17 protein-coding genes are annotated in these 15,323 nt (G+C 59.3%); 5 read left to right on the top strand and 12 right to left on the bottom strand.

Features of this window, described 5'->3' with window-relative positions; all coding sequences use genetic code 11:
• The first annotated feature begins 100 nt into the window (after nt 1-100).
• Entirely contained in the window at nt 101-1,090 is a 990-nt protein-coding gene (locus MB824_RS09275) for a tyrosine-type recombinase/integrase (RefSeq protein WP_238748211.1), read from the top strand.
• A 62-nt stretch (nt 1,091-1,152) separates the two neighbouring features.
• Here MB824_RS09275 and MB824_RS09280 read toward each other — a convergent pair whose 3' ends face one another.
• The 6 genes from MB824_RS09280 to MB824_RS09305 form a co-directional block, all read right to left on the bottom strand.
• On the bottom strand, nt 1,153-1,662 hold the full coding sequence (locus MB824_RS09280) for a hypothetical protein (RefSeq protein ID WP_238748212.1): 510 nt from the start codon (nt 1,660-1,662) through the stop codon (nt 1,153-1,155).
• A 70-nt stretch (nt 1,663-1,732) separates the two neighbouring features.
• Nucleotides 1,733-1,882, bottom strand: a complete 150-nt coding sequence (locus MB824_RS09285) for a hypothetical protein (protein WP_238748213.1) — start codon at nt 1,880-1,882, stop codon at nt 1,733-1,735.
• Complete coding sequence (locus tag MB824_RS09290; protein ID WP_238748214.1) at nt 1,879-2,421, bottom strand: TIGR02594 family protein; 543 nt, start codon at nt 2,419-2,421, stop codon at nt 1,879-1,881. The genes MB824_RS09285 and MB824_RS09290 overlap by 4 nt, the downstream gene beginning before the upstream one ends.
• Before the next feature lie 73 nt (nt 2,422-2,494).
• Entirely contained in the window at nt 2,495-5,743 is a 3,249-nt protein-coding gene (locus tag MB824_RS09295; protein WP_238748215.1) for a tape measure protein, read from the bottom strand.
• 63 nt (nt 5,744-5,806) lie between these two features.
• The gene (locus MB824_RS09300; protein WP_238748216.1) at nt 5,807-6,157 is read right to left on the bottom strand and encodes a hypothetical protein; all 351 of its coding nucleotides are present in this window, start codon (nt 6,155-6,157) and stop codon (nt 5,807-5,809) included.
• 6 nt (nt 6,158-6,163) lie between these two features.
• Nucleotides 6,164-6,658 (bottom strand): hypothetical protein, encoded by a 495-nt coding sequence (locus MB824_RS09305; protein WP_238748218.1) that lies wholly within the window; start codon nt 6,656-6,658, stop codon nt 6,164-6,166.
• Between the two features lie 89 nt (nt 6,659-6,747).
• Here MB824_RS09305 and MB824_RS09310 point away from each other — a divergent pair, with 89 nt between their 5' ends.
• Nucleotides 6,748-7,026, top strand: coding sequence for a type II toxin-antitoxin system RelE/ParE family toxin (locus MB824_RS09310; protein WP_238748220.1), 279 nt, complete (start codon nt 6,748-6,750; stop codon nt 7,024-7,026).
• Between the two features lie 11 nt (nt 7,027-7,037).
• Nucleotides 7,038-7,337 (top strand): HigA family addiction module antitoxin, encoded by a 300-nt coding sequence (locus MB824_RS09315; RefSeq protein WP_238748222.1) that lies wholly within the window; start codon nt 7,038-7,040, stop codon nt 7,335-7,337.
• A 52-nt stretch (nt 7,338-7,389) separates the two neighbouring features.
• On the opposite strand, the gene MB824_RS09320 is transcribed toward MB824_RS09315, so the two are convergent.
• The 4 genes from MB824_RS09320 to MB824_RS09335 all read right to left on the bottom strand — a co-directional run bounded on the left by MB824_RS09320 (nt 7,390) and on the right by MB824_RS09335 (nt 13,241).
• The gene (locus MB824_RS09320; protein WP_238748224.1) at nt 7,390-8,295 is read right to left on the bottom strand and encodes a hypothetical protein; all 906 of its coding nucleotides are present in this window, start codon (nt 8,293-8,295) and stop codon (nt 7,390-7,392) included.
• The gene (locus tag MB824_RS09325; RefSeq protein WP_238748226.1) at nt 8,277-8,600 is read right to left on the bottom strand and encodes a hypothetical protein; all 324 of its coding nucleotides are present in this window, start codon (nt 8,598-8,600) and stop codon (nt 8,277-8,279) included. The genes MB824_RS09320 and MB824_RS09325 overlap by 19 nt, the downstream gene beginning before the upstream one ends.
• Before the next feature lie 14 nt (nt 8,601-8,614).
• Nucleotides 8,615-12,751, bottom strand: coding sequence for a phage tail protein (locus MB824_RS09330; protein ID WP_238748227.1), 4,137 nt, complete (start codon nt 12,749-12,751; stop codon nt 8,615-8,617).
• 67 nt (nt 12,752-12,818) lie between these two features.
• The gene (locus tag MB824_RS09335; protein ID WP_238748228.1) at nt 12,819-13,241 is read right to left on the bottom strand and encodes an NlpC/P60 family protein; all 423 of its coding nucleotides are present in this window, start codon (nt 13,239-13,241) and stop codon (nt 12,819-12,821) included.
• Nucleotides 13,242-13,299: 58 nt separating this feature from the next.
• Here MB824_RS09335 and MB824_RS09340 point away from each other — a divergent pair, with 58 nt between their 5' ends.
• Nucleotides 13,300-13,575: a type II toxin-antitoxin system RelE/ParE family toxin gene (locus MB824_RS09340; RefSeq protein ID WP_238748229.1), complete on the top strand. Its 276-nt coding sequence runs from the start codon at nt 13,300-13,302 to the stop codon at nt 13,573-13,575.
• 9 nt (nt 13,576-13,584) lie between these two features.
• Complete coding sequence (locus MB824_RS09345) at nt 13,585-13,878, top strand: HigA family addiction module antitoxin (protein ID WP_238748230.1); 294 nt, start codon at nt 13,585-13,587, stop codon at nt 13,876-13,878.
• Here the strand turns inward: MB824_RS09345 and MB824_RS09350 are convergent.
• Complete coding sequence (locus MB824_RS09350) at nt 13,875-14,729, bottom strand: DUF2163 domain-containing protein (protein WP_238748231.1); 855 nt, start codon at nt 14,727-14,729, stop codon at nt 13,875-13,877. The genes MB824_RS09345 and MB824_RS09350 overlap by 4 nt on opposite strands.
• Nucleotides 14,730-14,767: 38 nt before the next feature.
• A partial coding sequence (locus MB824_RS09355; RefSeq protein WP_238748232.1) for a DUF2460 domain-containing protein occupies nt 14,768-15,323 on the bottom strand: 556 nt, incomplete at its 5' end.

Here is a 15,323-nt window from a genome sequence, read left to right on the forward strand (position 1 = left end):
CACCCATTAACAAACACTTGGGATTTTTGATAATCCGCGATTACCCTACGTCTAACCGTTTGCGCCTATAATGATTGCACCAAATTTGCACCAAGAAATCATGGCGACAATCACACAGCGCGGCGGAAAATGGCGCGTACAAGTCAGGCTGCGGGGCGTGTCCCGTTCGGCAACTTTCGAGCGGCACGCCGATGCGAAAGCGTGGGCGGCGCGGATGGAGACGCTGATTCTCGACGGTGTACAGGGCAATGCCGACCGCAACACCTATTTCGGCGATGTGCTCAAACGCTATCTTAACACCGTTACCCCGTCCAAACGCGGCGCGCGCAGCGAAGCATACCGCATCGGCAGGGCGCTGAATACGCCGCTAGCAGATGTACGGCTGGACGAACTGCGTCCACAGCATTTTGCCGACTGGCGCGACGCACGGCTGGGCGAAGTATCGGAAACCAGCGTCAACCGCGAACTGACCACGCTGTCGGCCGTCTGCACCCACGCCATGAAAGAGTGGGGCTTGTTGCGCGACAATCCGGTGCAGAAAATCAGCAAACCCAAAAAAGCCAAAGAACGCACGCGCCGGCCGTCGGCAGACGAAATCGAACGCATCTGCGAAGCGCTGCTCTATAATCCGGCAAAGCCGCCCGAGCTTGCCGTGCAGCGGGTGGCGCTGGCCTTTTTGTTTGCCGTCGAAACCGCAATGCGGGCAGGGGAGATATGCAGCCTGAAATGGGCGGATATCGACTTCGCCCGCCGCCTTGCCCATCTGCCGATAACCAAAAACGGCGACAGCCGCAACGTGCCGCTGTCCCGCCGTGCACTGGAAATTATCCGGCAGCTTGAAGGCATTGATGCCGATTCTGTGTTTGCACTTGGTGCGTCCACTTTGGACGTCCTATTCCGCCGCGCCCGTGACAACTGCGGTATCACCGATTTGCACTTTCACGACAGCCGCCGCGAAGCGCTGACGCGGATGGCGAAAAAAGTACCGGTGGAAACGCTGGCGAAAATCAGCGGCCACCGCGACCTGCGGATACTGCTCAACGTCTATTACAATCCCGATATGGCCGAAGTGGCGGATTTGCTGGATTAAGCAGCTTGAAAACAAAAAAAAGCCCCCGAAACGTCTGTAATCAACGTTTCGGGGGCTTTGGTTTATCGCGGCTCGGACGCCACTACTGCGCCGTAGGCCTGCCACTCGGCAAGGTCGTTGCGCTGGGCGTCGGCAGTCTCTGCCAAGTCTGCATACTCTTGCGCGCATTGTCCGAGTAGTAGCCAGCCGGCGGCAGCGTCCGCGCCGTCAGATGGGCGGGCGGTTTGACCGGCTGCGGGCATTGTTGCGCGGCGGGCGGCAGTTTCTGTGTGGCGGCGCAGGCGGTCAAGCTCGCGGCGCATATCAGTGATAACAGTTTGGGCATCTTGTCTTTCCTTTTCAATTTTGACTTGGGCGGCGGCCAGGGAATCAGCCTGTTTGCGCTCGGTGTTGCGGGCGGCGGCGGTTTGCGCGGCGGCCTGCTCGGCCAGCTTGGCTTTAATGCTGGCGGCGGTGTCTTCCGCACCGCGCCGGTACTGGTGGGCGCGGTCGGTGTGCCACAGTCCGGCCAGTATCGCCAACACGGCGGCAGCAGCCAGCGGGCGCCAATGTTTGATTAACCATATAGGCATGATTTCCCTTTCATTTTTTACAAAATTACACATGGTGTAAATCGGTAATTTTTGGTTTCAGGCTGCCTTGTCAGCACTTAAGCTGAGCCAGCATCTGCCGGTAGTTGGCAATCTCCCGCTCGGCAGCGGCAAAGGCGTCGTAGTCGCCCGCTTCGCGCGCCGCATCGCGCTTGGCTTCCCATTCAGCAATCCAGCGTTCGATTTTCTCGGCATTGCTCATGCTTCGCTCTCGCCGATTCTGCCGGTGGCATCGGTAACAGGCAGCCGGTAGCGTTCAGGGGCGGGGACGGATTTGACGCATTGCCCGTTCTCCCATTTGCTCGGCCACCAGAAGCCGTCCAGCTCGCTTTCGGCAAACGGGATGATGCTCACGCGGTTGCCCTGGTTGCCGCCCAAGCCCAGCAGTCTGCCCTGCTTGTCGCGTCCGGCAACAAAAAACACATGGCCGCCGCCTTTACGGGTTTTGGTGGCGATGCAGCCGTAAGCCGGTTTGTCGAGCTTGGTCATCGCACTGCTGTCCGCCCAGGCTTTGGCGCGGAACCAGTGCGGCACCACAAAGCGCCCGCTGCTGCCGAGCGCATGGCCGACGGCCAGCCCGCACCACGGCGTTTCGTCGTCCGCCCACCACGCTTTGGACTCCTTACTGTACTGCCCCATATCGCGCAGCCATTGCAGCAGCGTGGGGTTGTGGGCTTTGCCCGGGATTTCGGCCAGGCCGAGATGGGTTTTCAGATGGTGCATCCACGGTAGTTCTTTCATGGTTTTTCCTTTCTCTAGGTAACAAAAAGCAGCCTGAAATTCAGGCTGCCTAAAAAAACCGCCTTACGGCGGATTAGGTAATTTTGAAATCTCGCTTAAGCTGTTTCAGCACCTTGGCAAGGTCGTTTTTATGGATAAAGTCGCCGCCGGTGGTATTGATGATCACCGTGCCGCCGTCCTGTCCCTGACCTGCCATATCGCGGATGGTCTGCGCGTGTTCTGCCGGCAGCACCATCTCGTTCTCGTGCAGTTGGGTTAGTGGGTTGATGCCGGCCGGAATATCCCAGCCGCCCGCCGCCGACGGGATGCGGGTAACCGTAGTGCTGCTGGTTTCGCCGCCACCGCCACCCAAAAGCCCCATCACGGCGGCAATCATGGCTGCCATCCCCGCGATTGCCAGCGCGGGGCCGACGTAGGGAATGGATGCCAGCGCCGCCGCCACGCCCGAGCCGGCCTGCGTCGCATTCTTGCCGACAACAGTCGTGGTCTCGGTCGCCTTGGTCGCCATCGTTTTAGCGGATGATGCCTGTTCCAGCGCTTCTTTTTTGCCAAAAATCATCTGCCAGATGCCGCTTTCCTGCGCCGCGCGCTGCATCAAGCCCTGCAGCGGCTTGGTTACCATGTTTTGGATAAACGACTGCCCAAGGCTTTTAAACAGATTGCCCATTGCCGTGCGGAAGTTCTGCGTGCGCGTCAGCATCGCGTTCAAGGCATTACCCAAAGCGTCCTGCGCCTGCTGCCAAGTTTCCTTGCCGCCGTCTTCCAGCATTTCGCTGAAAGTGGGCATATCCTTGCGCCGCTGCTGCTCGCGCCGGTTTTGGTTCTGCCCCTGCGTGCGCTCGTGGCCTTGCGACAACTCTGCTGCCTGCTGCTTCAGCTTGTCGATGGCGGCCTGACTGTAAGTCGGGTCTTGTTCGGCAAGCGCGATACGCTGGTTCAGGGCGTCCAGCGCGATTTCATAGCGGCGGTTTTCAAACTCGATTTCCGCATCCAAACGCTCAAGCTGGCTGATTTTGCTTTGTGCCAGCGCATTGTCGGCGGCATCCTTCTCCATATTCAGCCGGTGCAGCGCCGCCTTTTCGCCGGCATCGACGGCTTCCATCCGTTCCTGCGTGGACTTTTTCGCCAACTCCGCCTGCAGGTTGTAGATTTTTTCGCGCAAGGCAAGGCCGGTTTTACTGTTGGCATCAACAAGGCTCAGTTTCTGCTGCCAGTAGGCCAACTCGGCGGCGATGTCCCATTCCTTGTGGCTTTTCTCGGCAAGCTGCATCTCCTTGTGCGCCAGTTTCTGCGCCTTGATTTCGGCTTCCCATTGCTGCATCGGGTCTTCTTTGCGCTCTTTGCCCGCACCTCCTTTCTTGCCGCTGCCGCCTTTTTTGCCGCCACCACCGCCGGCTGCGCGTTTGCCGCCACCGCCGCCGCCCAAGCCTTTACTGCCTGATTTCCCAGCCTGACTGCGTGCAGCAACCCCTTTGAAATAAGCCTGCAGGCCGCCTGCTTGTTGGTTTGCCGCTTCCGCGTCATAAATGGCACTGAAGCTGCGGCCGCTACCTTTCTCGTTGCCACCTTGCAGCTTGCCCGCACTCCAGTTACCGATTTGCGACAAGCCGACGCCGGGCATTTGGTTGGCCAGCGCAATTACGCGGTTAATGCCGTCGATGGCTTTGTTAATCAGGTTCTCAATGGCACCGATGGCAGCATTTGCTGCGCCGATGGCACCGTTTTTAATCGCAATCCACAAGCTGTCGAAGTTTTCGATTGCCCATACTACAGCGCTGCGGATCAGCGCGCCGAAAGCATCAAACACCTTGCCCACGGATTCCAGCAGGCCGTAAAACCCTTCGCCGCAATCGTCAAAAAAACCGCCGAAAGCGGCGGTTTGTCCATCGGCGGAATCTGTTGCGGCAGCGGTAATGTCCGAGTACACGGCGCTAATCAGATCGCCCAGTCCCGCATAACCGGTTTTAATCACATCGAACACATCCGACGCAATCGTCCCCAGCGCGTCCATCGCATTCTCAAGCTCGCCGGTTGCCATCAGCACGCCGACAATCAGCGCCGCCACCGCCACCAGCGGGTTTGCCATCAGATACGCCCACAGCTTGCTGACCGCCCCGCCGGTAGCGTTCACGGCAAGCGTGAAGTTGCGGAAATACTCCACCAGCGCCGCAATGCCCACCAGCACCGCGCCGTTCAGCAGTAGATGCAGGTTGTCGGCCACCAGCTTCACCGCATTGGCCAGCGTCGCCATCACGCCGCTGCCGTTCATAATCTTATCGACAAACACCTTCCAAGCGTTTTGGATGCCCACCATCGCCTGACCGAAAGTCAGCGGCATTTTCGCCGCTTCTTCGGCAAACTTGCCCGCGCTGCCCGATACCGCCTGAAAAATCACATCCGCCGTCAGCTTGCCTTCGCTGCCCAGCTTTTTGATTTCCGCCCGGCTCTTGCCCATATAGTCGGCAATGGTATCCAGCAGGATAGGCGCCGCTTCGGCAATGCTCTTAAACTCGTCGCCCTGCAGCACGCCGCTGCCCAAGGCCTGCGACAGCTGCTCAATGGCCGACGCCTGCGCCTGCGCTTCCACGCCGCCTACGCGCATGGCATTGTTCACCGCTTCGGTAAACGTCAGCACTTCCGACTGCGCGTAGCCGTAGTCTTTCAGCGCCTGACTGGTGCGGATATACAGCCCGCTGGTTTCTTCAATCCCCGCATTGGTGCGGTTGGCCACTCCCAGCAGTTCGCGTTTGACCGCCGCATACTCCGCTTCGTCCGCTGTTACCTGCCTGATTTGGCTGTTCAGGCTCTGCATCGCATCGGCCGTTTCGATGATTTCGCGCACGCCCAAAACCGCAAACGCACCGGCAAACAGCCCTTTCAGGCTGCCTAAAACATCGCCCAGCTTGCTGCCGGCATTGGCCGCTTCGCCCATCTGCTCCCGCGCCTGCTCCACCGCCCGCGCATGGGTTTCCGCATCAATCGCCCCCGCCGCAAACAGCTTGTTCAGCTTCTCGATTTCCGCTTCCAAGCGCTCCGCCGGCGTGCGCGTCGCTTCAAACACATTGCGCGCTTCGTCGGCCAGACGGCGGAACACCGTTTCCTGCGCGTCGGCAAGATTGTTCAGGCCGGAAGGGTCGAAGTCCATGCCTTCGGCAAATGCCCGCTGGCAGTCCGCCATCGCCCGCTGCAGGCGCTCGCGCACATTGTTTACCGCTTCTTCAATCGCCCGCGCCGTCTCCTGCGCCGCATCGGCCGCTTCGCCGAAACCTTCGCCTGTTTGGTTTTCCGCCGTGATGCGGATGCTTGCGTCCCAATCGCTCATGTTTTGCTCCAATAAAAAAACCTGCCGCAGGGGCAGGTTTCCGGTTTCAGGCAGCCTGAAACGCTATTCGTCTTTCTTTTTGCCGGCGAACTTCTCCAAAAAAGCGCGGACGATGGCCGGCACCGTCTCCCGCGCCACGTCTTTCACCGCCGGCGCGGTTTCCCGTACCGCATCCAGCGCATAGCCCGCCACCAGCCCCACCGCCACGCCGGCAAAACCGCATACCCAAACACGGGTCAGGGGCAGGTAATACTCGCCCAAAGCCGCAGCCGCAAAAGCCGCCACCAGCGCCTCGGCCAGCGTGCGCGGCCAGCCGTCATTGTCGGCGCGGCTGGTAATCACCGCCCCGACAACCCCGCCGACAATGGCAAACACAATGCCGGCGGGTGTGTATTGCGTTCCCCAATTCATCATGCCCTCTCATCGTTCTTGTTTCAGGCGCTTGCTGATATCAATCAGACGGCTGCCAGCCGTCGCACATAAAAAAGCCATAATCGCCGGAAACACCATGCCGGTATTGGCCGGCGGGCGCGCCGCGTCAAAAGCAGCCAGCACCAGCATCCACACCAGCGCCGACACCACCAGCACAAAGCCCGACAACACATTGCCGCGCGGACTGTCCCAAGCCATCAGCGCCAACTGCGCCACCCCCAGCGCCACAAACGCCCCCGCCACCACCGGCTGCGGCAGCGCCGCAAACTTGTAATACAGCGGCAGGCTCGTCAGCCGCGCACCATTGAGCGAAAACACCAGCGAATAGCCCAGCATCCCCGCCGCGCTGGTAAAAGTGATTACCCGCGTCGCCGTCTGCAAAAGCCAGTTGTGCAGGCGGTAGGGCAGGCCAAGCCAGCGTTTGGAATGAAAAACGATTCTCCGCAGCCCGCTTTCAGGCTGCCTGAATTTAGTGGGTTTCATACTGTTCTCCCAAAAACAAAGCCCCCATTCGGGGGCAGAAACAAGGTTTAACCCTTGACGTTAATAACGCATCACGTTACTATAAACACATGATTCAAGACTTCGCCTGCAAAGACACCCAAGCCCTGTTTGACGGCAAGCGGGTCAAGCGCTTTGCCAACATCGAGCGCAGCGCCATCCGCAAGCTGCAGCAGCTTCATGCCGCCGCCGATTTAAACTTCCTGCGCGTGCCGCCCGGCAACCGCTTGGAAGCCCTAAGCGGCGACCGCGCAGGGCAGCACAGCATCCGCATCAACGACCAATGGCGCATCTGCTTCGTGTGGGACAACGGACACGCGCTGCAAGTTGAAATCACCGATTACCACTAAAGGAGACAGACATGGCAAAACGCGAAATCCCCCTTGCCCATCCCGGCGAAATCCTGCTGCTGGACTGGCTCGAACCCTTGGGCATCAGCCAGTACGCCCTAGCCAAAGCCACCGGCGTGCCGCCCCGGCGCATCAACGAAATCGTCAAAGGCCGCCGCGCCATTACCGCCGACACCGCCCTGCGTCTGGCCGCCTTTTTCGGCACCGACGCCCAAAGCTGGCTGAACCTGCAAAGCCACTACGACGCCGAGCAGACCCGCGAGCAGATTGCCGATGAGCTGGCCGGCATCCACGCCTTCTGCGCCGCCTGAACTACTTGCACAAAAGCAGCCTGAAAGCCGTTTATGCTTTCAGGCTGCTTTTTCAGACTGCAGGCTTGTCGATAACGACAATCTCGTTGTAACCCATCGGATTGGATACAACGAGTTCCGTATCAAAATGGTAAAAATTACGAGGCAGGTTAATTCCCGTATAGGCATGGCACATTGACAGACGCACGCGCCCCTGATGCAGCACGGGAGCAAAGTAGGCTCGTCCACGGTCGTTTACCCGCGAATCCCGTCCGCGATATTCGACAGAAGTACAGAAGCCGATACTGACCAGCTTGTTTTCGCCGACATACACGCCCGCCGATTCGGACAGAAAATCATACATCAACAGTTGGCCTTGGTCTTCTTGGCGGTGCCATGTCGCATCAATGCGGAACGGCGCGGGAATCCCGCCCAATTCGGCAACCGTCGGCCGATGGCGCACGCGCATCAAATCCCAGCCGCTGTGATACAGCAGGCTGCCGTCCGGCCGGTAAACGTTCAGGCCGTAGCGGTCGGTGGCCACAGCAGAATCCGTCAGCGCATAAACATAAAAATCCTGTGCCGTGGCAAGTTCGCCCCTGATGTCGCCGCGCCAGTTGAATATCACCAGATACCAGCCGTCATCGCGCAACTGCAGGAAGTTGTCATTTGGATTGCTGACAAAGACATCGTTATCGATTCTGGGAATGTACCCGGCAATGCCGCCGTATCCCGCACCGTCCCAAAACGTGTATGCACGCGGGAACAGGCGGGGATGCTCGGTAAACACCTGAAATACGCCGTCGCGGTCGCCGATGCGGATTTCTTTGTAATAATTTGCAACCTTCCCGACCACCGAATAGGGTTTTGTGATTTCGCTGCGGTTAATCTTTCGCCGGAACATCAACAGTTTCTCTGTCCCTAAAACCATAGGCAAATCTGCAGAAAACAAACCGTAATTCATTTGCAGTATCTCCAAATCAAAGCCGTATCCACGCTGCCCAACGCAGCATAGGCGTAAACCTGAAATGTCCGCCAAATCAACTTTGAGCCGTCGCTGAACGCCCGCGTACACGCCACCATTCCGCCCCCGCTGCCGGAGTGCAGCGCGGTATGGCCGAAATGGTTGTCCGAATAGACATAGGTGGCAAAATAACCGTAACGTTCGTCGTCCGACGGGTAAACATACTCACCGCTCTTGCCGGCAATATGCAGCGTATCCGCCAACATCGCCACCCCGAGAAAAGGCGGTCTGCCGCCAACTTCCAAGCCGTATCCTTCCATAGCTCATCCTTGTGTTATTCCAGTTTTCCCAATCTGACCCGTAAAACGCCCGCTTCGTCATAAACTTCAACGGCTTCATTGCTGATTTTCAAGCCAACGTTGCGTTTTGCATCAGCTCGGATAGTCATCGTACCTTGGGCATCCACCGTAAACCTACCTTTGCCGATATTCAGGCTGCCGGCGGTGATGTCGCCCATATCGGCGCTGATGGCCGAGAGTTTGTCCACCTGCAGCTTTTCAGCCGTTACCGCTTTGGCTGCCAGCTTCTCCGCCGTTACCGCCCCCGCTTTAAGCAGGTTGGCGCCGATGGAATTTGCCTGCAGCTTGTCAGCACTGATGTCGCCGGCGTTGAGTTTGTCGATAATCGCCTTGCCGTTCACGATCAGCTTGCCGTTGATGCCGACGGTTTGGGTTTGGGTATCGACGGTAAACGGGTAGATATCCCCCGCGCCCGCCGCGCCGATGCCGAACCTGTCAGCGCTGACGATAAAGGCGCTGGTTGGCTTGCCGTCTTTAAGCGTAGTAGCCAAGCCGTAGCCCGCCACATGGCCGTTCACGTCCACTTTTACCGTGTACTGCGCTTCCAGCCCTTTTATGCTTTGGGCAGTAGCCTGTACGGTTGCCGAACTGTTGTTTACAGTAGTCGTAAGCGTGTCAATGCGCTTGGCAGTAGCAGTATCTTTATTGGCCTGCGCCAGCTTAAAGGTATTCAAATCGGCCGCAGCATCCGCAGCTTTCTTTTCTGCTGCTGCCGCAGCCGCCCTAACCGCATCCGCTTTTGCTTGCGCTCCTGCCGTAGTCTCGACAGCAGCCCACTGACCCCACGCGTCTCTAGTCAATACCCAGCGCCCGCCCTGAGAAGCACGCACCGCATCAGACACACGGCGCTTGACCGCCCCGTCCGACAAATAGGCCGTCTGAACAATTTGGCCGCCTGATACGTTTTCCCACGGCACAACCGTTTCAACGACCGCGTAGCCGCTGCCGCCCAAACCTACCGCCCCCACACTTTTGAACTCCGATGCCGTGCGGCGCGGGTAATGCTCCCAGTACCACGACGGCGGACGGTTGTCGTTGCGGGTATCCGTATTTTGGAACTTTGCCGACACCGCATCTTGCGCGATAGTCTCCACCTGCGCCCGCGTAACGCTGCTTTGACGCAGCTCGGTTACACTGCCTTCAGTCTGGCCAACACGGGTGGATAAAGCAGCAATTTCAGATGCGCGGCTTTTGTCCTTTTCCGACAAAACCGTCTGTTCCCGTGATACCGATGCAATTTGCCCTTCCAAATCTGCGGCTACTGCTTGACGGGCGCGCGCTTCTGCCGCGTCCCCGTCTGCCCTGGCTTTTTTCTCTTCCTCTAATGCGGCGGCGGCAGTACGGCCGGCGGCAGTAAGGGTTTCGATCCGCTGCGTCTGTCCATTGGCAATATTTTCTACCGATGTAATTTTGCTACCCAATTCACGCGCTTTAGCGGCCAAGGCATCAGCAGCTTTTTTCTCGGCTGCCGCAACAGCCGCGATGCGGGCGGAAGCTTCCGCTTGGATTTTCGTATCCACTCCGGCACTGTCGTTAATCTTTTCGACCAACTCCCTGCTCAAAGCGCTTTCACCCAAATCCTTGGCAATCGCTGAGACTTCATACACGGTAAAAGCATGGCTGCTGCTGACGTTCATGCCGTCTTTGCCGAAGCTGTCGTAGCCCGCTGCCCGCAGATAGTAGGTTTTGCCCGCTTCCAGCGCCTTGCCTGCACATTTGCCGACGGTGATAAAGGTATCGCGGCCGTCGTAGGCAAGGTTGGCATCGGTGGCCGGGCAGTCCGACTCTTCCGACACCCACAGGCGGATGCCGGCAAAGTCTTCTTCCTGCGGCGCGGCACAGCGGAAAAACACCTGTTTCAGGCTGCCGTCCAGCTCGATGCCGCTTAAAGACTGCAGCTGCGGATTGCGCGCCACTGCCTGCGCCCAGTTGCCGGTTTTGCCGGTTACCGCACGCGCACGGACGCGGAACACCACATCGCGCATCTGTCCGCCGTCGGCCTTCATGTCCGCCAGCGTGTAGCTGTAGCGGTTGTCGATAATGCCTTCGATGCGGCGCAGGCGGGTTTGGCTTTGGGCGGCATAGACTTCCACATCGTAGCTGTCTGCCCCGTCCAGCTTGTCCCATGCCAGCACCGCATCGCGGCCGTATGTCCAGCCCGATGTCAGGCGCAGATTGGCGATTTCGCCCAGCGGCGCGCCGATGATGGTGTAAGGGTAGGCCGGCACTTCGCCCAATTCCTGCATGCCGCTGCCGAAAACATTAAACGACACCAGCTTGACCCAAACAGTCTTGCCCAGCCAGCCCTTGTCAAAGCGGTAGCGGAACAGCGCTTCGTCCAGCCGCACAAAGGGCGCGCCGGCCCCATGCTCGCTGATGGCGCTGCCCCATGCGCCGCGCGTCAGATTGCTTAAGGTATAGCGCCCCAAGCCCGTCAGTTCGGCGTTTTGGTAGGCCAGAAACTCACCGTCCAGCCAGCAGGCGGTTACCATCTGCCGCGCTTCTTCCTCGCTTGCGCCGTGCAGGTGGCCCGCACCGATCTGCACGTCGGCGGTATTGATGCGGTCGTACACCGCGCCGGATGGCAGCGCGTTTTGCAGGCTGCCGTAGCGGGCTTTGGTATTGACCGTGCCGACGCGGCTGTAGCTGTCGCCGTCGGCCGACACCCACACTTCGCAGCCGCCCCAGTATTCGCCGCCGCCGGTCGCCAGCCAGATTTGCGGCTCGTTGCCGGTCAGCTGCAGCGGCGCTTCAAACATCACCGGCGCGGACGCATTGCCCGGGGAGACGTTGTAATCGGCGCTGTAGCCGCCGTTGTCCTGTGTCGGGTATTCCGCCGCGTTGGCTGTGCCGGCGGGGAAGTCTTCGGCGCGTACCTTCAGCAGGCCGTCTTCGTCTTCTTCGATTTCGATAATCCGCACCGGCGTCTTGTCCAAACCCAAGCCGGCATCGGTCAGCGTTACCAAGTCCATAGGCTCGAGCAGCACATACTTCCAGCCCAGCTTGAACTCATACTCGTTGCGCACATACAGCGCGCGCTGCAGGGTCAGTTGCGCCACCTGCTGCGCCACATCCTTGTCGCAGATGGCATGCATCTTCAGCGCTTCCTGCGGGCGCAGGCCGTACTGCTCGATATTCGCCTGGTCTTTGGCTTCGGCCACCGCGATGTTGTAGTCGTTCGCCCTGTCCAGATACTCGATTTGCACCTGGTTGTAGGCGTCGGCATTGGTTTTGCGCTCCACCTTCACCGGGTCGCTGCCGGTAGCGATAAAGTCGTCGTCGTCCAGATCGTAAAGCGGCGTCAGGTTCGGGATATAGGCCGCCCCGTTGCCGTGCAGCGGCGCATCGCCGTAAGGCACGATTTTCAGGCTGCCTTGGCTGAATACCGCCGCCGCATTGGTCTGCCGCAGCAGCTCGCTGATATTGCGCCTCGCCTCACTCTGCTCGCCGTAAACCGGACTCAAAAACAGCCCCGCCGCGCGGCAGTAGCTGCCGTACACGGCAAAATCGCCCAGATTTTCCGCCGGAAAACCGCAGCCGTAATTCGGATTGCTCAACAAATCCTGCAGAATGTCGGCAGGGTTGGCGTCGGGAATCGACGCGGAATAGCCCAATTTGCCGTCCACCTCGAAATTGTGGCTGTACACCTGCGCACTGTTGGTCAGTTGGTAGTTCGGACTGCGCAGATAGGCCGTGTCCGAGTAGGCAATCGCCTGCGGCAGGTTTTTGCCCTGCAAAAGGTGCGGCCATACCGGCTGGTCGTGTTCCCCCTTGGCCAGCTCAAGGCGCAAATCGGCGGGCGACAAAAACTTCTCCTTGTCGCGCCAGATTTTGGTAATCCCCTTGATCGGCCCTTCGCACAAACCCAGCGCCACCGCCGCTTCGTAGGTGTATTTCACATCCACCTGCTTCACACCGCCGCCGCCCTTGCCGCCTTGGCGTGTTTCCGTGCGATGTTCGAAGGTAGTGAAGTCGCCGTACCAAATCAGATTGCCGGCCACGCGGTTGCGGCCGTAAACCACAGGTAGCGTCAGCCCTTGGCTGGACTGCTGCACCTGCAGCGACAAAATCCGCTGTTCGGATGTGGAGATAGTGGAAGATTTGCCGCCCATAGTGTCTGTTCCCGTTTTTCAGGCTGTGTTGCAATAAAAAGGCAGCCTGAAAACGTTTGACTGCGTTTCAGGCTGCCTGAAAAGTAAAAAAGCGCACCGGACGGCGCGCCAGTTCGGGATTGTCGAAAGTATCCCGCACCACCCCGCGCCCGATATAGCTGTGGATGATGTCGCGCCCGCCCATGCAGATAGCACCATGGGAAAACGTGCGGCCGAACTTCCACACCGCGATATCGCCCCGCTGCGGCGTTTTCGTCTCGCGGCAGTAGCGCAGGATATGCTCCAAATAACGCTCGGCGTCGCGGTGCAGGTGCCAGTCCTGCGGGTAGGGGCGCGGGTCGAAGTCCGGCGGCAGCAGTCCGGCGCTGCGGTACACCGCCACCAGTATCATGGCGCAGTCCACCCCCGCGCCCTTGACCATCGCATGATGGTGGTAGGGCGTTCCCAGCCAGCTTTGCGCTTCGGCGGCAATGCGCTCGCGTATGTCCATATTGTAACTTTACAGATTACACATTGTGATTTAAAATATCACAAGAAAGGATAAGGGAATGATTCAGAGCTTTGCCCACAAAGGCTTGGAGCAGTTTTTTCTGACCGGCAGCAAGGCCGGCATCCAAGCCGCACATGCCGCCCGTCTTGCCCGCATGCTGGCGGTGCTGGACGAATTGGCCGATATTACCGAACTGAACGGCCTGTGGCGCTGCCACCAGCTCAAAGGCGACCGCCACCCGCAATGGTCTTTGTCGGTATCCGGCAACTGGCGGCTCACATTCGAGTTTGAAGACGGCAACGTCCATATTCTCAATTACGAAGACTATCACTAGGAGAACGCCATGCGTATGCACAACCCGCCCCCGCCCTGCGACATTCTGCGTGAAGACGTACTGCCCGAACTGGGCATGACTGTTACCGCCTTTGCCGCGCATCTGGGCTACTCGCGCGAAGCCTTGAGTCGCACCCTGCACGGCAAAACGCCGATTACCCCGCAGCTTGCCCTGCGTTTGGAGCAGGCAGGCATCAGTACAGCCGAAATGTGGTTAAAACTTCAGGCCAAATACGATTTATGGCAGCTGCGCCAAAAACCGCAGCAGGCCGTCGTCGGACGCTTGGATTTCGCCCGCGCCTAAACCACCGTATCGGCTGCCGGAATATACGGGAAGCCGCGAAAGTGAATCACATTGTCGAATTTTGCCGCGCAGGTTTCCTGCCGCTTGTCGCAGCCCGGGTAGATTTTGAACGAATCGCCCGGGCGCGGCACATTCGGCAGGCGCAGCGCAAAGGTCAGCACCCCGCCGCGCTGGCTTTTCACCGTCCGCGTCAGCCCCGCATTGGCGCCGCCGGTAAAGCGGACGACGCCCTGGTCGAACCAGCCGTCCGCCTGCGTCAGATTGGCGCTTAACGAAGTCTCGCTGTTGGCTCCGGCAAGCACGCGGCCGTCCACGGTAAACTTGTCGCGGTTTACCCCGCAGCCGCCGTCGTACAGCGTGCGCATGCAGCCGGCCTGATAGATGTTGCGCGGACTGCTCACATTCAGCAGCTCGATGTCGGACTTTACCGCCACCTTGATTTGCGAACGGCTGCCCGATACGTCGGAAACGCGGCCGGAAAAGATAACCACCGCCCCCACCGGCGTGTCCCAATCGCTGAAAAACAGCCGCTCGATACGCACCCGCGCCCCGTCCAGCGCCCCGCCGAGCGCCGCTTCCGGCCACGGCAGCCCTTCGAGCTTGTGCGCAGGGTCGGCAGCGATTTTCAACTCGTTGCCGTCCGCTTCCAAATCCCGCGTGCTGCGGGTTGCCCCGCGCGAAATAATCAGGTTGCGGCTGTCGTAGGCCTGCCCCTGCCAGTACACTGTCCGGTCGGCGCCGGTATGCCGCAGCACCGAGCCGTTGGCCAGCGTCAGCGTATACAAATCGGCCATCAGAAACTCATCGCTGCCGTGCAGCAGTTCGACCAGCTCCTTGCTTGCTTTTTTCATTTCCCATCCTTTCAGGCTGCCTTTGGTTTTCAGGCTGCTTAACGCACACTCACCAGCTCGATTTTCTTCGCCTTCCACAGATGGCCGATAAAGTTTTCAAAGTCGGCCGTATCGGCGGCAAAGCGCACGCGGAAATAAAAGCCGCCCGACCACTCGATTTTTTGGCCGGCCGTCAGCGGCGTTTGGAACACCACATCGCCGCCGTCGATCACATAATCGCGCCCCTTTTCCTTCGGCACACCGCCCACGGTAATCAGCACGTCGCCGCGCACCGCCGCCACCGGCTCGACAAAGCCGCCGAAACTGCGTATCAGCGGGTAGCGCTGCCGCCCCTGCTGCACAAAGCCGATGGACTGGCCGCTCACGCTGTTGTCGCTCGGGTCTTCGTACAGAAAACTCTCAAAGCTGCCCCTGCGCGCATTGAAAAAGCCCGCCAGCTGCTCCAGCTCGTTTACCGCCGAGCGGGTGCGCAGCACTTCGAAAGACAGCGTGAAGCGCCACAGCGGATAGCGGTAATAGGCCGCACGCATCTCGCGGCCGTTGGCCGATTTGATGGTATTGGTACTCCATACCGGCGTTTTTTTCACGCCCCAC

The organism is Kingella pumchi (genome assembly GCF_022288825.1).
Lineage (GTDB): Bacteria > Pseudomonadota > Gammaproteobacteria > Burkholderiales > Neisseriaceae > Kingella_D > Kingella_D pumchi.